Below are 17,329 nucleotides of genomic sequence, written 5' to 3' on the forward strand. Positions count from 1 at the left end.
GCAATGGGAGGAAGTTTAGGAAGGGGAGAGCGCGAGAGGGGAGAACCCTTTTCAAAGGGTTTCCCCTCTCGCACTTTTCTCTCCTGACCTCCCCTCAATACACCAGTACAGCGTCGGGGAAGGTGAGTTCTTCGAAGGGGCGGCCGGCGTGGCCGGCGGCGCGGGTGAGCAGGTACACGCCGCGCAGGAAAAGTTCCTGGGCAAAGGGCCGGTTCATCTCGAACCGGGCCGAGGTGGCCAGGGCCCGGGCCACGCCGAAGACCAGGCGCGCCTCGAAGAGCGCATCGCCCTGCTCGGCGGCGAATCCCCGGGCAAATTCCAGAAACCGCCGCATGACCAGCGACAGCCGGTCCCGAAGCGCCGTCTCGAACACGGGCAGGCGGAAATTGGAGGCCAGGAACACGGCCGTGTCCTGGACGTAATCCCCGTCCCGGGAGCGGTGCAGATCGATGTAGTGGATGCGCTGGGCGGTGTGGTCGTAGACGATGTTGTTGAGGTTGAAATCGCCGTGCAGGAACACGCGAAACGGGGCGGCAAGGCCCGCTTCGGCGTCCTCGGCGGCGGCGAGCAACTCGGACAGACCCGGAATGTCCACGCCGCAAAGACGCCTGGGCGAGGCGGCGAAGCCGGGATACAGGCGAAAGACGTCGTCCAGGCGGGCGCGCATCTGACCCATGAAATCCGGGACCACGGGCTGGCGGGAAAGCGTCTGCTCCCAGATGCCGCCCACGGTCTGGGTGACCAGGAAGCAGGCGTTTTCCACCACTTCCCGGTCGGCGGTCAGCACCACTTCCTGGAGATTGCAGCCGCCCAGATACTCGAGCAGCATGGACGCCGAGTCGCCGTCGGTCTGAAAGGCCTGGATGTGGGGCGGAAGTCCCGGCAGGAGCCGCTGCCAGCGCTCGATATTCTCCTTTTCCTTGGCCAGCTTGTCCGCGTTGCCCTCCTTGAAGAGCACTCCCTTGGAGCGCGAGCCGTGCTCCTCCTGGACCCGGCCGATGCGGCAACCGGAACGCGTGCCCCATATGGAGCTGAAATCGCCGGCGGAAAGCGGGATGTCCTCGCCCTCGTGGCCCAGGGAATCCTGCAGGGCCTGGTATTGGTGGATTTTGAGCTTTTCGCCGAGGGCGGCGAAAATGACGGCCTCGCCGATATTGAGCAGGGCGTCGCCCATCCGCTCGAGATAGCGGAAGATATTGAAGCTCGAGATGGCGTTTTCCGGCGATTCCCCCCGGCGCAGGTCGGCCAGGATGGCGTCGAAAGCGGTTTTGAACCGGTCGTCGAGGGAGAATTCCGCCCGGCAGATGTTAAGCGCCAGACGCACGTCCTGGCGGGTCAGCGCCGGGTAGACCAACCCGAGGGCCTTGTCCACGTCCACGAAGGGGTCGCGATAGTCGTAGCGCCGGATGAAATTGGGATCGGTCAGGTACTGGACCTGGGAGACGATGTTGACGGCGTAGTCGGCGATGCGTTCGAGGTTGATGTTGATGATGTTGGCGGCGCGCACCAGGTCCAGGGTGCGCTTGTTGTTGTCGCGCGAACCGTGGATGCGGCCCCAGCAGGCGTTCTCGATGACGCTTTTGAGGTTGTCGATGTAGTCGTCGCGGCTTTCAATGCGCTTGATGCGCGCCGGGTCCGGCCGCTCGACCACCAGCAAGGCGCTTGAGACCTGCTTGGACACCTCGAGCACCATGAAACGGAAATTTTCCTCGATGCCTTCCAGAATCCGCATGGCAACGCCCCCCGTCGGTAAATCAGGAATCCGACGCGCCCGGGGCGATGGTCAGCCCCCCGTCCCCCTCGCTTTCCCCGTCGTTCTCGCGCCAGGAGAACTTGAGGTTGAGCTTCATGCGCCCGCCCATGGACTTGGCCTCGACCACGAAGCCGATGACGCCGCCCGGATGCAGGCAAACTTCACCCTCGCGGCTGGAAAAACGCAACTCGCCGGCGGCGAAACCGGCCGTCATTGCCTCCATGTAGCGCCTAAGCGTCTCGGCATCCTGCACGGACTCGTACTTGAACCGGGATTCCTTATCCACGCCACCCCTCCTTGCCGTCCGGACAGTCCCACGCTGCCGGCGCGGCCCGACGAAAATCCAGCTTTCCAACATACCGGAACAATTGCAAGAGGGGATTGGCGAAAGTCGCGCCACCACCTCCCCGGGCCTGCTCGCCCGTGTCGTACCCTCGAAATGCGCGCCACCGCATTTCAAGGGTAACACATTTGAATACTTATCTCTTTTTTAACAGAAGGACGGATTCGCGCGGAGACGCGCCGCTACGCTTGCCCGAGCCTCGATTGGTACTCATCTATGATCTTGCGCCGGCTCACGCCGTTGATGATGAGGCTCTTGCGGATGGCGAAGTCGTGCCAGGCCGGCTGGAGGCCGATTTCCCGGGCCGCCTTCTCCGAATCCTGCTCCTCCGGCGGTCGGGTCTTCTCGCCCATATGGCAGTCGTCGCCCATGAAGATGAGCAGCGGATGCTTGCCGTGCCAGCCCATGCGGTTGCGGCGATTGACGACGTTGATCAAAAATTCGGTGTACTGCTGGGACTGGGGATTCCAGACCTCGATGCCGTCCACGTCGTAGTCGGCCAGCAAAATGGGCCAGAACTGCTCCGGGTGGGGGATGACGATGCCGGCCCCAAGCGAACGGGCTTCCTCGATGATTTCCGAGGCCCGATAGAAATAGGACAGGGAGAAGGCTTCCTTGACCAGATCCTTGACGGCCTTGGCGTAGACCTGGGCCCGGTTGATGATGCGGTCGCCGAAGCGGCAGCGCAGGGCGTCTAAGAAGTTGCGCACGAGTTTGTTCTTGTAGGCGTCCTCGGGCATGTCGCCTTCGTGGGTCAGCAGCAGGGTCTTGATCTTGGCGGCCTGGATGCGCACGAATTCCACCATCTCCTCGTCGGAGTTGGTGCGGCCGGCCGCGACCTGCCGGCGCTGTTCCCCGGCCGGTTCGGCCAGGGCGTCGACGTACTCGAAAAGCTGGGAGGCCCGGTACCGGTGGGTGTGGCGCAGCATGGAGGACAGGACCTCGGCCCGCTCCCAATCGAGGCCCTTGAAGTGGAGCAACAGCTGCACCTTGCGGTTGAACCCGCTGGAATAGCAGTCCACCTCCACGCCCTGGTAGCCGTCGTATTCCAGGAGCACGTTGTGCTGGGTGGGGATGATGAGCTCGCCCGCGCGACCGGGATAAAGGTTGGCGATGCGCTTTTTGAGCAGCTCCAGGGGCACGTGCTCGGGATGCCAGTGGGTGGCCAGCACGTATTCCTGGCGGGGATAGGTGCGCGGCGGATTGACGATGCGCTCCACCTGTTCCGGGGACAGGCGCGTGTCGTTGATGCGGGCGAACGCGGCCTCGTCCTCTTCGGTCACCTCCCGGACCACCCGGGACAGGTCGATTTCCACGCAACGGAGCTCTTCCAGCCCCGGGTTGCCGCAGCAACCGGTCGCGGCCGATACGGTGGGGGAATCAGGCATGGCGGCTGTGACACTCCTTTTTCATGCGATCGAGCGCGGCCACCGAGGCGGTCATGGCCTCGAGATCCCCGGCGGCGGCCGCGGCCTCCAGCCGGTCCACCTCGGCGTCGTAGGCCGGATAGAACGCGTCGCCCTTGCCGGGATAGGAGGTCATGAGCCGGCTGTCGGCGATGAAAGCCGCCATGCTGTCGGCATCCGGGACCAGTCCCGCCCGCAGTGCGGTCACGATGGCCTTGAAATACTGCTTCATGCGTTTCTTGAGGCCCTTGTATTTGGGCTTGCCCCCGGGCTCCACGGTCTCGGGCACTCCGGCCATGGCCGCCTCGCGGGCCGCATCGTCGGCGTCCACCCCGGCCGGGGTCGGCAGCGCGGCCAGGCCCAGGGCCGGATATTTGAGGCTGACCTTGAGCAGGGACGACGCGCCGAGGTGCTTGATGGCGATCTTGAGGCTCGTGAAGTCCTCCAGGGGGAACACCTCGCCGTCGATGACCAGATTGCCTTCGGCGGCCTGGGCCGTGAGGTCGGTCAGGGCGGCCAGGGCTTCGACCCGGGGCAGAACCAACTCGAATTTGCGCTTGCGCGATGCGGACATAGTGCGGTTCTCCTTGCAGCGACGGCCCGTTGCCGGGCGGGAATTGCCGCCTGCTGCGCGACATTTTTATGCTAGGTGATTTACAGTTTGATGGCAAAAGGCGGCCGGGTCCCGACCCCGCCGCTGCGAAGCGCCGTCCGCCGCGTCTCAGGCACGCGGGGCAAGCACCCGCGTAAGGACCCGCTCCAGGCTTTTGCGCTCCACCGGCTTGGCGATGTAGTCGTCCATGCCAGCGGCCCTGCACTTCTCCCGGTCTCCGCCCATGGCATAGGCGGTCATGGCCACGATGGGCAGGTCGACGTGCCCGGCCCGGCGGATGCGCCGGGTGGCTTCCAGGCCGCTTAAGACCGGCATCTGAATATCCATGAACACGCAGTCGAAGCGTTCCCGGGCCACGGCCGCCACCGCCTGCTCCCCGTCGCCGGCCAGTTCCACCACGCAGCCCATTTTCTCGAGCAGCCCCTTGGCCGCCAGCCGGTTGACCTTGTCGTCCTCGACCACGAGCACCCGATAGGCGCTTTGCGCCTTTGGCAGCCCGACCTCGGGGGCCTCGACGGGGACATGCTCCCCGTGGGGCAGCGCGAACGGCAGCATGAGCCAGACGGTGGTGCCCACGCCGACTTCGCTTTCTATGGTCAGCGAACCGTCCATGAGCCGCGTCAACTCCCGGCAGATGGCCAGCCCGAGCCCCGCCCCCTGCTGGTCGCGGGTGTAGGAGTTTTCCACCTGGGTGAAGGCCTCGCCCATGCTGTCGAGCTTGTCGTCGGGGATGCCCACGCCGGTGTCGGAAACGGCGAAAAGCAGGCGCGTGCGTCCGTCCGGCAGCGGGAGCAGGCTCCAGCCCTCCACCAGCACTTCGCCGGCGGCAGTGAACTTCATGGCATTGCCGACGAGGTTGAAAAGAATCTGCCGCAGCCGCGTCTCGTCGCCGCTGACGATCCGGGGCAGGCCCGGATCGGGCCGGCAGACGAGGGGCAGCCCCTTTTCCAGGGACAGCGGGGCAAAGGTTTCGGCGATGGCGGCGAACACGTCGGCCAGGTAAAAGGGGGCAACGTGCAGGGTCAGACGCGCGGCCTCGATGCGGGACAGATCGAGGATGTCGCCCAAAAGCCTGGTCAGCCGGCCGCCGGAACGGATGGCCATGTCGGCGTACTGGCGCTGCTCGGCATCGAGTTCCGTGCCCTTGAGCAACTGCATCATGCCCATCAGCCCGTTGAGGGGGGTCCTGATCTCGTGGCTCATGTTGGCCAAAAACGCGGTTTTGGCGAGATTTGCGGCCTCGGCCCGACTGGCCAGGAGTTTCGCCTGCTCGGCCGCCTGGGCCAACTCGTCCCGGGAGCGCAGCAACGCCTCCTCGGCGCGCTTGCGGCGGTCGATGTCCTCGACCACGGCGATGAAGTAGTCAGGTCGCCCGGCCACATCCCGGACCAGAGCCACGGTCAGGTTGACCCACACGATGGAGCCGTCCTTGCGGATGTAGCGTTTCTCCCGGTTATAGGTGTCGATCGCCCCGGCCAGCACCTGCCGCACCTGGACCATGTCGGCATCGAGGTCGTCCGGGTAGGTGACGTGCTGGAAGGTCATGCCGAGCAGTTCCTCGCAGCTGTAGCCCACGATGTCGCACAGCTTGTTGTTGACCCGCAGCCAGCGCCCGTCCGGACCGACCAGGGCGATGCCCACGGCCGCCAGTTCGAAGGTGGCCTGGAAACGCCGTTCGCTGGCGCCGAGGTCCTTGGCATGGCGACCCGTATCCGCCAGCAGCCGGCCGATGCGGGCGAGCAACTCCTCGGCGTCGAAGGGCTTGACCAGATAGTCCTGGACACGTTCGGCAATGAGCCGGCTACGCAGGGCGTCATCGGCCTTGGCCGTGAGCATGACCACGGGCACCTTGTCCAGGGCCGGGTCGCGGCGAAGTTCGCGCACCATGTCCGTGCCGCTCAGTTCCGGCATCATCACGTCCGAAACGATCAGGTCCGGGTGGCGGGCCCTGGCCGCGGCAAGCCCTTCCCGGCCGTTTCCGGCCGTAACCGTTCGGTAGTGGTCGCCGAGGATATCGAGCAGGTAGTCGCGCATGTCCGCATTGTCCTCGATGACAAGGACAAGGGGCGCCCCGTCCACGCCCCCGGAACGGCGTCCGGGGGAATCGGCGGGACCGGCGAGGACGGGATGGTAGGGTTCGACGCCGCCGTTGTCCGGGGCGTCGTGGACCGTGACCCCGGCCGGAGCGGCCACGGGCAGTATGACGGTGAAAACGGCCCCGCCAGCCGCATTCGTCGTCAGGGACACATCGCCGCCGTGGAGCAGGGCGAACTCCTTGGCGATGGCCAGCCCCAGCCCGGTGCCGCCGTGCGGGCGGTCCTCGCCGGCCTCGAGCTGGCGGAAACGTTCGAAGACCACTTGCCGCTGGTCCTCGGGGATGCCCGGACCGTCGTCGGCCACGGTCAGGCGCAGCATGCCGTCCGTCTGTTCCAGGCGGAGCTCCACATGGCCCCCCGGCGGCGTGAACTTGAAGGCGTTGGAAAGCAGGTTTTGCAGAATGCGCCGGACCTTTTCGGCATCCAGGGCGGCCATGAGCGTCCGGGGCGCGTCGACGGTGAGCGAAACGCCGCGCTCCCGGGCCAGGGACTCGAAACACGAGGCCATGAACCGCGCCTGCCGGGCCAGATCGCAACGCACGTACCGCAGCTCCATGCGCCCGGCGTCGAGACGGGCCACGTCAAGCAGGTCGGTCACGTGCTCGAGAAGCAGCCGGGCGTTTCGCTCCATGACGCGGTAGTCCCGCCGCGCCTCCTCGGACGCCCCCGCCGTCGCCAGGCGCTTGGCCAGGGAGCCCAGAATCAGGGTCAGGGGCGTGCGCAGCTCATGGCTCACATTGGCGAAAAAATTGGTTTTGAGCGCGTCGAGTTCCCGCGTCTGCTCGTACAGGCGGGTGATCTCCCCGTTGGCCGCACGCAGGCGGTCGTTGGCCTCGCGCGAGGCGGCCAGGGCCATCTCGGAAGCCCGCCTGGCCCGGCCGAGACGGGCGTGGGTCAGGCTGAAAAGCACGCCCATGCCCACGAAGACCAACACGGAAACGAAGCTGACCGGGCTGCCCACCCGCAAGGAATAATACGGGGCCACGAAACAAAGCCCGAGCACGGCCGATTCCGCCGTGGCGACCAATCCGCCGGCCATCCCCCCGATCTGCGAGCTGAAAAACACGGCCGGGAAAAAAAGAATCCAGCCAAAGGGCGCAAGCGCGGACCACAGCAGCCACTGCAGCACGAACGCCCCGGCAGGCAGGGAAATGGCCAGGAGGAAGCAGGATGGCGAGCAGCCGAACAGAAGCTTTTTTTTCATGGCATGACGGTCTGTTAAGGCCCCGTCTCCTCCTTTTGGGTCGCGTGCGAGGCAGCGGGAGGGTCGCCGAGGGAAAAGCGCCCATGCGAAACGGAAAATTCACCAGCTACACGACTGATACACGCAATGCGCTTTCGGTTGCAAGGGGCAGGGCTTTTCGCGCGCCTCCCGGCGCGGAAGATTTCGCACCGGGGCGGCGGCTTTTGTTTCGGCCCGTTCCGGTCTATACGTCCCGCTTACCGTGAAACGCTCCCCTCCATGCCCCGACGCGACGGCGCGCCTGCTGGCCCTTGGCTGTTGCGCCCTGGCCGCGATCTTCATCGCCCGCCACTGGGGGAGCTTCGGCGACATCCAGATCGATTTCGGCCGCGAGCTCTACATTCCCTGGCAGCTTGCCCAGGGAAGGGTGCTCTACCGCGACGTCGCCTCGTTCAACGGGCCCCTGTCGCCTTATTTCAATGCCTTGGTCTTCTTCCTTTTTTCGCCGACGCGCACGACGCTGCTGGCGGCCAACCTCGCCGTGCTGGCGGCCACGCTCCTTTTCCAATGGAAAACGGTCCGGGCGCTGGCCGGGCCGTGGGCCGCCCTGGCCGCCCTGGCCTTTTTCCTGGCCACGACCGGCTGCAACATGTTCACGCGCCTGGCCAACTACAGCAGCGTCGCCCCCTATTCCCACGAGATCACCCACGCCATGCTGCTGCTCTATGCCGGCATCTGGGTGCTGCTGCTTTTTGCCCGCGCACCCTCGAAAGGGCTGGGCGCGACCCTTGGGCTGCTTGTCGGCGGGTGTCTTTTGACCAAGCCGGAATGCGCCCTGGCCGGGTTGATCGGCCTTGGCGGCGGCATGGCGGCGGCCCTTGCCACAAGCGGCCTGCCCCGGCGGCAAAAGACCGTGCTGGCGGCTTTTGCAATCGCCGGCGCGGTCCTGCCCATGGGACTGGCCGTGGCGGCCCTGTCGACGGCCATGCCGGCCGGCGAAGCCTTCAAGCACGTTACTTTCATGTGGCACATGCTTTTGATGCCTGCCATCGCGCACTTGCCTTTTTACAAAAACGTGACAGGGCTGGCCGCTCCCTTGAGGGGACTCACCCTGGCCGGATACTCCGTGCTCGTCCAAGCCACCTTGGTCGGCTATTTGTCCTGCCTGGCATTGACCCGTCCCGTTTTCGGACACCTTCACCGGCGGCTGGGAGTGGCGTTTCCTGTGGCTCTGCTGGCTGTCACCTATTTCCTGTTGCCGCATTCCATCCAGAGCACCGTCATCTTGCTCCTGCCCCGCTGCTGGCCGCTGCTTTTGCCCCTGGCCGCGCTGCTCCTTGTGATCCGCCTGCCCCGCCTCCCCGCCGCTTCGCGTCCGGCCGGCGTGGCCGGACTCGGGCTGTGCCTGGCGGCCGGGGCGCTGGCGAGCAAGATCGCGCTGCATGCGGTGCCCTACCATTACGGCGCGCTGCTGCTGGGACCGGCCGGGACCCTGTGGTGTTTGTGGCTGGCGGGATTTTTCCCGCGCCTTTTTAGGGACGCCTCCCGCCGCCGGACCTGCGTCGCCTGCGCCGTGACCGCCTGCATCCTGCTTCCCTGGCCCCTTGTCGTGCGCGGGGTCGCGCAGTTCGCGCCGACGGCCACCGAGTCCTCGCCCCGGGGAACGCTGCGGACCGGCTTGCGTGGCCCGGCCATCGCCCAGGCGCTGGCCTACCTGCGCCAGGAGGGCAGCCCCGGCGACACCCTGGCCGTGCTGCCCGAAGGGGCCATGCTCAACTTCCTTTCCGGGCTGCCCAACCCGACCCCTTACATGACGCTCATGCCGCCGGAGTGGATCGCCTTTGGCGCCCGAAACATCAAGGCGGCCTATCAAACCCATCCCCCGACCTGGGTCATTTTCCTCGACCGCTCCATGGCCGAATACGGCTTCCCGACGCTTTGCGCCGGCTACGGTGCGGCCCTGTGCCGTTTTTTCGCGGCCCATTACACCGAGGCCGCCCAATTTGGGCCGATTGCGGACCGGGAACCGGGAGCCGTCGTGGTGCGGCTGTTGCGCCGCAAGCCAGGGTCCGCCCACCGGACGGACTGAGGCGGCCAGCAAAAAGGGCGACCATCCGGCCGCCCTTTTCCTTTCAACGCCTTTCGGCCCAGGCTACAGTTTCGACTTGAGCACCATGTCCGTGATGGGGCCGCGCGAACGCTCGCCCTTGAGCACGATGTGGGCGTAGTTGGGGAACCCCTTGAACTTGCGCACGATCCAGTTGAGCCCGTTGTTGGCCTCGTTGAGATAGGGGTTGTCGACCTGCGAGGTGTCGCCGAGCACCACGCACTTGACCCCCTCGCCCATGCGGGTGAGCACCGCCCGCACCTCGGTGCGCGACAGGTTTTGGGCCTCGTCGATGATGACGAAGGCGTTTTCGATGTTCATGCCGCGCACAAAGGCCAGGGGCAGGATCTCGAATTTCTTCGGGTTGATGCGCAGCATTTCGTCGTTGGGGTTGAGAAACACCTTGTTGGCCGCCCGGCAGCGGTGGAGCTTGACCAGCAGATCGAAGACGTACTTCATGTACGGCTCCATCTTTTCGGTCACGTCGCCCGGCAGGTAGCCGAGCTTGGCCCCGATCTCGATGGTGGGCTTGAGCACGAAAATCTTCTCGTACTGCTTTTTCTCCTGCACCGCGAAAAGCGCCGCCGCCAGCGCCAGGAAGGTCTTGCCGTAACCGGCCTCGCTCTGGATGGACACCAGGTCGATGTGCTGGGACATGATCAGTTCCAGGGCCAGATTCTGGTAGACGGTGCGCGGTCGCACGTTCCAGACGTCGCAGGTGTAGTTGACGATCTTTTCGCCGTCCGGCGCGTGGAGCACGGGCTTGCCGTCACGCCAGGTGAAGCAGTTGGGGACGAGCTCCTCGCCCTCCTCGACGAATCCCGTAAAACGCTGAGACTCGGACTCGAAGGGCTTGGAATCGCGCAGTTCCTCGCTTTTGATGCCGCGCAGCTCGGCCTGGAGCTTCAGGATACGGTCGTTGGTCACGAGCACCGGGTCCTCGATGGTCGAGGCCTGGATCTCGTCGAGGATATGGTTGTCGACGATATCGGTGAACGCGGAGTGGCTTTTGTCGTTCTGAATGAAGTGGATATGCTCCCGGTGGTCGCTTAGGACCTGGATGACGTTGGCCACGATGTGGCGCAGTTTGGGGGTTTTCTTTAAGCCTTCAAGCTCCATGAGCACGTGGTAGGGAATGTGGATGGCGTTTTCCACGCCGTTTCGCAGCCGCAGCACGCTTTCCGGGTTTTCGATCAGAACGTTGGTGTCGAGCACGTAATTCTTGCGTCCCGGTCCCTGCACCTGTTGCGTCATGCCTGTCCTCCCTGGACCCAGCTGACGGCGTCGGCCACGTCGCGGACAGCCGCGACCATTTCGCCAACGCCCGTTTGCCGCGCGCCTTCTCCCTTGCGGCGCGTTCCCCGAAACCGGCCTCCGGCTCCCGGGAACGCCCCCGCGCGGCGTCCAAAAGCAAAAGGCGGCGCGACGCACGATGCGCCACGCCGCCTTTTCGGCTCACTGTTGTTTCCTGCCTGCGGCAAATCTGCTCCCGATACGGTCCCAAAAGCCCTTGTGCCAAGCGCCCGCGAAGCTGCCGCCCCCCTGCCGGATCAGCGCTTTTTCTGCAGCTTGGCCCGGTAGAGGATGGCCCCGAGGTTCATGCCGAGCACCAGCACGATCAGCACCAGCGCCGTGCCGTATTGCAGGGGCCGTGTCTTGTCGATCTCGGTGCCGGCCGTGGCCAGGACGTAGATGTGGTACGGCAGGGCCATGACCGGGTCGGTGATGTGGGTCGGCAGGTACGGCGTGAAAAAGACCGAGGCCGTAAACATGATGGCCGCGGTTTCGCCGGCCACCCGGGAAAGGCCCAGGATGGCCCCGGTCAGCATGCCCGGCATGGCCGCCGGCAGCACGACCAGCCGGATGGTCTGCCACTTGGTGGCCCCAAGGCCGAGCGAGGCCTCGCGGTAGGTCTGGGGCACGGACTTGAGCGCCTCCTCGGCCGTGCCGATGATCACCGGCAACACCAGGATGGACAGCGTCAGGATGCCCGAGAGCAGGCTCACGCCGAGCCCGAAAAAGGTCACGAAAAAGGCCAGGCCGAAAAGGCCGAACACCACCGAGGGCACGCCGGCCAGGTTGTTGATGCCAAGGCGGATGAGCCGCAGCGTCCGGCCGGGGGTGGCGTATTCGTTGAGGTAGACGGCCGAGGCCACGCCCAGGGGAAAGGCCACGGCCATGGTGCCGAGGCTCAGGTAGATGGTGCCGAGGATGCAGGGCAGGATGCCGCCGGCGGTCATGGAGTCGCGCGGCATCTCGGTGAGGAAGCTCCAGGAGATGGCCGGCAGGCCCTTGACCAGCAAAAAGCCGCAGATAAGGACCAGGGCGGCCATGTTGACCAGCGAAGACATGCCGAACACGCCCCACATGATCTTCTGGGTGCGGTGGCGGCGGGTAAGGCCGGCGCGGGTGATGGCGTTGGCGTTCATGTTGGCGCTCCTTGGCGACTTACGTTGCGGCCTTTGCAAAATACACGGGCGCGTCCCTACAGGGTGGCCGCGCCGACCTGCTTGTGCTTTTCGGCCACGTAGCTGGCCACGAGGTTAAATGCCAGCGTGAAAATGAAAAGAACGATGCCGATGGCGAAAAGCGCCCGGTAGTGGTTGCCGCGAAAGGCCGCTTCGGCCATTTCCGCGGCGATGCTCGACGGCATGGGCCGCACGGGCGAAAAAATGGAGGTGGGGATGATCGCCGCGCCGCCGGCCACCATGAGCACGACCATGGTCTCGCCGATGGCCCGGGACATGCCGAGCATGATCGCCGTGGAAATGCCCGACAGCGAAGCCGGCAGCACCACCTTGGCGATGGTCTCGAAATGGGTGGCGCCAAGGGCCAGCGAGGCTTCCTTGAGTTCGCGGGGCACGGAGTAGATGGCGTCCTCGGACACCGAGCAGATGGTGGGCACGGACATGAAGGCCAGCATGATGGAGGCGTTGAAGAGGTTGAGCCCCGTGGCCAGGTCGAAGGTGTCCTGCAGGTAGGGCGCGACCACCACCATGCCAAAAAAGCCGATGACCACCGAGGGCAGCGCGGCCAGCAGCTCGACGATGGGCTTGAAAATGTCGCGGGTCTTGCGGCTGGCGATCTCGGCCAGGTAGATGGCGGTCATGACCCCGAGCGGGATGGCGATGGCCGAGGACAGGGCCGTGACGGCGAGCGAGGCCACGATCAGGGGAAAGATGCCGAAGGCCGGCGGATCGGAGGTCGGGTACCACAGGGACCCGAACAGGAAGTCCGAGACCGAAACCACGCCAAAAATCGGCAGGCCCTCCACGAACAGGTAGACCATGATGAGCGCCAGGGCCACGATGGAGGACAGGGCGGTCAGGAAGAAGATGTTGCGGACCAGATCGTCCTTGCCTTTGCGCGAAAGAGCCATGCGAGTTCTCCCGAGAGCGCGTCCCGGTCCGACACCGGAACCGGGACGCGTAAATGGGCGTGTGTAAAACGATGCGGCTAGCTGAGCGGCACGAAACCGACTTCCTTGACCAGCTTCTGGCCATCGGCGCCGAGCAGGAAGTCGACCAGCCCCTTGACCGCGCCGGAGGGCGCGCCGTTGGTGTAGATGTAGAGGTCGCGGGATATGGGGTACTTCTTGGACTTGGCGGTCTCGGCGGTGGCCTTGACGCCGTCCACGGTCAGGGGCTTGGTGGAGGCGTCAAGATAGCCCAGGCCGACGTAGCCGATGGCGTTCTTGTTCTTGCTGACGGCCTGGACCACGGCGCCGTTGGAAGCCTGCATCAGGGCGCCGGGGAACACGCGCTCCTTCTTCATGACCAGGTGCTCCCAGGTCTCGTAGGTGCCCGAGGAGGTGTCGCGGGAGATGACGACCACCGGGCCCGTGCCGCCAAGGTCCTTCCAGGCGGTGATCTTGCCGGTGTAGAGGTCCTTCAGCTGGGCCAGGTTGATGGCCTCGAGCTTGTTGGCCGGATTGACGATCGGGACGATGGCGTCGATGGCCACCACGGTCTGGACCGGATTCTCGCCCTTGCTCTTGGCCAGCTCGATTTCCTTCTGCTCCATGGCGCGCGAAGCCATGGCGATATCGGTGGAGCCGTCGATCAGGGACTTGATGCCGTTGCCCGAACCGCCGCCGGAAACGGAAATTTTCACATCCGGATGCGCCTTCATGTAGGCCTCGACGACCTTCTGCATGATGGGCAGGACGGTGGTGGAACCGTTGACCTTGATGGTGGTTTCGGCAAACGCGGTGGAGGCCACGAGCAGCAGCGCGGCCACGATACCAATAAGTTTTTTCATGAGAACCCTCCTAAATGGTTGTCGCGCCACGATTGGCGCGAAATGCCCCGGTCACGGGCGAAACCTATGGGCGGACTGTGACGGTTCGGTGACAAGGCCACGGAAAACGCGTGACGCGGCTTCTTGCCAGAATTCACAAATGATTCTCAAAGGTTGTATTTCCAAATTGTTACAAGCCCCCGGTGACGGCGCGCGCCCCCCGCCACACCGGAAAACCGGGCGGCAGGCCGGTTGGAACGAGGCGGTTCCTTGACCGCGGGGCTTGGCCGGTCTATGTACTTATCCTATACCTGGGACAGGAATTTTGACCACCCCTCCAGCCGGAGACGCCATGCCCGCACCGTTTATTCTTTCGCCTTCGCTGCTTTCCTCCGACTTCAGCCGGCTGGCCGACGAGCTGGCCGCCCTGGAGGGTGCCGGCCTGCGCTGGGTCCACCTGGACGTCATGGACGGGCTGTTCGTGCCCAACATCACCTTCGGCCCGCCGATCATCGCCGCCCTGCGCCGCCGCAGCAAGCTGTACTTCGACACGCATCTCATGATCGAACGGCCGGAGCGCTATCTGGCCGCCTTCCGCGAGGCCGGCTCGGACCTCATCTGCGTCCACGCCGAGGCCACGGTCCACCTGGAGCGCGCGGTCTCGGAAATCCGGCGTCTCGGCGCCGCCCCGGGCGTGGCCCTCAATCCGGCCACCCCGCTTTCCCACGTCGAATACCTGCTGCCCCAGCTCGATCTGGTGTTGATCATGACCGTCAACCCGGGATTCGGCGGCCAGTCCTTCATCCCGTTCTGTCTGGACAAGGTCAAGGATCTCGCCGCTATGCGCCGGGAACGCGACCTCTCCTTCCGCATCCAGGTGGACGGCGGCGTCTCCCCGGACAATACCGCCGCCCTGGTGGCGGCCGGAGCCGACGTGTTGGTGTCCGGGTCGGCCTTTTTCGGCCACCCCCCCTACAAGGAGCGCCTGGATGTCTTTCAGGCGGCGGCTGCGACCAGCCCCACCTAACCGGGATCGCCGGCCCGGCGGCTTGCACGCCGCGAGGCGTTCCCCCCTGCCCGTCGTACAGGCGGCCCCCGGCGACATGCCGGGCCGGCTCACGCGTCTGTCCTCCATTTTCGACGCCCTGGACCAGGGCATCGCCTTCGTTTCCCCCGAAGGCCTGGTCATGGAAATAAACGACCGCTACCTGGCCCTGCTCGGTCGCCCGGCCGAAGACATCCTCGGCCGGGGGCTGGCCGCCCTGGACCTGGAAACCGAGGATTACCAGGCCAGCGCCTTCCTGGACCTTTTCCGGCGCGGCGTGGCCCATGCGCCGGTCTCCTTCGACCGACGCCTGGGCGACCGGGACGTCACGGCCAAGCTCCAGCCCGTCTTCGACCAGGGCCGCCTGACCGGCCTGCTCGTGTCGCTCATCGACGTCACGCCGCTGGTCGAGGCCAGACTCTCGGTGGAGCGCGAAAGAAGCTTTCTCGAACAGGTCATCACCATCGCCGGCGCGGCCATCTGCATCGTCAACCGCGACGACGTGGTGGTCACCATAAACGACGAATTCACGGCCATTACCGGCTACAGTCGCGATCAGGCCCTCGGCCGCGACAGGGCAGGGCTGTTGCGGGAATCCCCGCCCTCGCCCAGTCCGGCCAACCCGGCCGCGCCCGGCAGCGGGGCCGTGCAGAAACGGCAGTCCCAGATTCTGACCCGCGACGGCCAGCGACTGACCATCCTCAAAAACGCCGCCCCCATCCTCGACGCCACGGGGACGCCCACCGGCGGCATCGAGTCCTTCGTCGACGTCTCGAGCCTCATCCGGGCCCGGGTGGAAGCCGAGGAAGCCAGCCGCATGAAGTCGGCCTTCCTGGCCAACATGAGCCACGAAATCCGCACGCCCTTAAACGCCATCCTGGGCCTGACCCAGATTCTGCGCAAAACCGGGCTGACCGACGAGCAGCGCGATTGCCTGGACACCATGCGCGCGGCCGGCGAAGGACTGCTGGTCATTCTCGGCGACATCCTCGATTTCTCCCGCATGGAGGTCGGCCGCCTGGAAATCCGGCCCGCGCCCCTGGACATCGAACGCCTGCTCGAGGAAACCCGCCGGGTCATGGAGCCGCTGGCCGCGGAGCGCGGCCTGACCCTGGCCCTGGAGCACGACCCGGAACTGCCCCGGGTGCTGGTGTGCGATCCGGTGCGCCTCAAGCAGATCCTGCTCAACCTTATTTCCAACGCCATCAAGTTCACGCCCCAGGGCCGCGTGACCCTGGCCGCCGGCCGGGCCCGGGAGCCCTTCGCCTATGCCGGACCGGTAGCCGTGCAGTTTTCGGTGCGTGACACCGGGCCGGGCATCCCCGAGGGCATGCGGGAGCGCATTTTCGAGCCTTTTGTCCAGAGCGACGAGACCATGGCCGGCAACCTGGGCGGCACGGGCCTGGGCCTTTCCATCTCCGACCGGCTCGTGCGGCTTCTCGGCGGCACGGGACTTTCGGTGACCAGCCAGCCGGGCAAGGGCAGCACGTTTTTTTTCACCCTGCGCCTGCCCGAGCCCGACACCGCCGCCGCGCCGCCGCCGACCGACGGCCCCCTGCCCCCGGCCCTGGACCTCGGCGGCCTGCGGGTGCTGGTGGCCGAGGACAACCCCTTCAACCGCTTCCTGCTCCAGAAAATTCTGGAAAAGCTCGGCGTGGGCCAGCAGACCTTCGCCGACAACGGCCTGGAAGCCCTGGACAAAATTTTGGCCGCCCGTGACGCCGGCACGCCCTTCCACATCGTGTTCATGGACCTGCGCATGCCCGGCATCGACGGTCTGGAAGCCACGCGCCGGGCGCGCGCGGCCGGTATCGACACCCCCATCGTGGCGCTGACGGCCCAGAGCTCGTCCGAGGACGCCGTGCGCTGCCGCGAGGCCGGCATGTCCGCCTTTTTTTCCAAGCCCTATCGCATCAACGACCTGGAAACGGTGCTCGTCAACCTCGTTTCCGAGCCCCTGCCGGAGGCCAAATGACGCCCGACAACCGCCAGCAGGCCCGGGACTTCCTGATCGGGACGCATCAACTCAGCCCGGCCGAGGCCGAGGAAGCCCTCGGCGTGGCCGCCGCGGTGCTGCGAACGGGGCTGTCGGGGCTGGACGAGGCCATCCGGGCTAACGACGGGGCGCAGTGCGCCGAGCAGGCCCATGCGCTCAAGGGCAATCTGCTCAATCTCGGCCTGCCGGATCTGGCCGCCCTGGCCGCCCGGGCCATGGAACCGGCCCGAACGGAAGACTTCGAAGCCGTCCGTGCGACGGCCACCAACCTCACCACCGCCCTGGATTCGTTTTGGGAGTGAAGAGGATGCGAGAGGGGGAACCCTTTGAAAAGGGTTGCCCCCTCTCGCGCTCTCCCCTTCCCAAACTTTTTGACTGTTACAGACACACTGCGGACAACAGCCTGCCACCTTTAAAAGTTTTTGGAGTGGGGGTCCGGGGGAGAACCTTTTTTCAAAAAGGTTCTCCCCCGGCTTCTTTCCAGGTTTTCCCGAACCACGGCTCTAGGCAGCATCGACGCGTCGTGGTAGGGGCAATCTCCATGGAAA

Annotated in this window: 13 protein-coding genes; 4 read left to right on the forward strand and 9 right to left on the reverse strand. The window is 65.5% G+C overall.

The window, feature by feature from the left end; translation table 11 throughout:
• Positions 1-94 precede the first annotated feature (94 nt).
• The 5 genes from K9F62_03865 to K9F62_03885 all read right to left on the reverse strand — a co-directional run bounded on the left by K9F62_03865 (position 95) and on the right by K9F62_03885 (position 7,415).
• Positions 95-1,732 carry a phosphotransferase gene (locus tag K9F62_03865; GenBank protein ID UJX41849.1) on the reverse strand — a complete coding sequence of 546 codons (1,638 nt, stop codon included), beginning with the start codon at positions 1,730-1,732 and terminating at the stop codon, positions 95-97.
• A 22-nt stretch (positions 1,733-1,754) separates the two neighbouring features.
• Positions 1,755-2,039 carry an amphi-Trp domain-containing protein gene (locus K9F62_03870; GenBank protein UJX41850.1) on the reverse strand — a complete coding sequence of 95 codons (285 nt, stop codon included), beginning with the start codon at positions 2,037-2,039 and terminating at the stop codon, positions 1,755-1,757.
• A 239-nt stretch (positions 2,040-2,278) separates the two neighbouring features.
• Positions 2,279-3,484 (reverse strand): hypothetical protein, encoded by a 1,206-nt coding sequence (locus K9F62_03875; protein UJX41851.1) that lies wholly within the window; start codon positions 3,482-3,484, stop codon positions 2,279-2,281.
• Positions 3,477-4,076 (reverse strand): GAK system XXXCH domain-containing protein, encoded by a 600-nt coding sequence (locus K9F62_03880; GenBank protein UJX41852.1) that lies wholly within the window; start codon positions 4,074-4,076, stop codon positions 3,477-3,479. The genes K9F62_03875 and K9F62_03880 overlap by 8 nt, the downstream gene beginning before the upstream one ends.
• A gap of 147 nt (positions 4,077-4,223) precedes the next feature.
• Positions 4,224-7,415 carry a response regulator gene (locus K9F62_03885; GenBank protein ID UJX41853.1) on the reverse strand — a complete coding sequence of 1,064 codons (3,192 nt, stop codon included), beginning with the start codon at positions 7,413-7,415 and terminating at the stop codon, positions 4,224-4,226.
• Between the two features lie 241 nt (positions 7,416-7,656).
• Between K9F62_03885 and K9F62_03890 the strand changes: the two genes are divergently transcribed.
• Positions 7,657-9,483: a hypothetical protein gene (locus tag K9F62_03890; protein ID UJX41854.1), complete on the forward strand. Its 1,827-nt coding sequence runs from the start codon at positions 7,657-7,659 to the stop codon at positions 9,481-9,483.
• 63 nt (positions 9,484-9,546) lie between these two features.
• Here the strand turns inward: K9F62_03890 and K9F62_03895 are convergent, their stop codons facing one another.
• The 4 genes from K9F62_03895 to K9F62_03910 all read right to left on the reverse strand — a co-directional run bounded on the left by K9F62_03895 (position 9,547) and on the right by K9F62_03910 (position 13,761).
• Positions 9,547-10,755 (reverse strand): PhoH family protein, encoded by a 1,209-nt coding sequence (locus tag K9F62_03895; GenBank protein UJX41855.1) that lies wholly within the window; start codon positions 10,753-10,755, stop codon positions 9,547-9,549.
• Between the two features lie 296 nt (positions 10,756-11,051).
• Positions 11,052-11,930 carry a phosphate ABC transporter permease PstA gene (gene pstA / locus K9F62_03900; protein UJX41856.1) on the reverse strand — a complete coding sequence of 293 codons (879 nt, stop codon included), beginning with the start codon at positions 11,928-11,930 and terminating at the stop codon, positions 11,052-11,054.
• Positions 11,931-11,986: 56 nt separating this feature from the next.
• Positions 11,987-12,880 carry a phosphate ABC transporter permease subunit PstC gene (gene pstC, locus K9F62_03905; GenBank protein ID UJX41857.1) on the reverse strand — a complete coding sequence of 298 codons (894 nt, stop codon included), beginning with the start codon at positions 12,878-12,880 and terminating at the stop codon, positions 11,987-11,989.
• Positions 12,881-12,957: 77 nt separating this feature from the next.
• Positions 12,958-13,761 carry a PstS family phosphate ABC transporter substrate-binding protein gene (locus K9F62_03910; protein UJX41858.1) on the reverse strand — a complete coding sequence of 268 codons (804 nt, stop codon included), beginning with the start codon at positions 13,759-13,761 and terminating at the stop codon, positions 12,958-12,960.
• A gap of 331 nt (positions 13,762-14,092) precedes the next feature.
• Here K9F62_03910 and rpe point away from each other — a divergent pair, with 331 nt between their 5' ends.
• From rpe to K9F62_03925, 3 genes are read left to right on the forward strand one after another with little or no spacing between them, the layout of a single operon-like run.
• Positions 14,093-14,767 carry a ribulose-phosphate 3-epimerase gene (rpe, locus tag K9F62_03915; GenBank protein UJX41859.1) on the forward strand — a complete coding sequence of 225 codons (675 nt, stop codon included), beginning with the start codon at positions 14,093-14,095 and terminating at the stop codon, positions 14,765-14,767.
• Positions 14,730-16,760: a response regulator gene (locus K9F62_03920; GenBank protein UJX41860.1), complete on the forward strand. Its 2,031-nt coding sequence runs from the start codon at positions 14,730-14,732 to the stop codon at positions 16,758-16,760. Before rpe ends, K9F62_03920 begins: the two co-directional genes overlap by 38 nt.
• Entirely contained in the window at positions 16,757-17,083 is a 327-nt protein-coding gene (locus K9F62_03925; GenBank protein ID UJX41861.1) for an Hpt domain-containing protein, read from the forward strand. The genes K9F62_03920 and K9F62_03925 overlap by 4 nt, the downstream gene beginning before the upstream one ends.
• Positions 17,084-17,329 lie beyond the last annotated feature (246 nt).

The organism is Desulfovibrio sp. JY, assembly GCA_021730285.1.
GTDB lineage: Bacteria > Desulfobacterota > Desulfovibrionia > Desulfovibrionales > Desulfovibrionaceae > Solidesulfovibrio.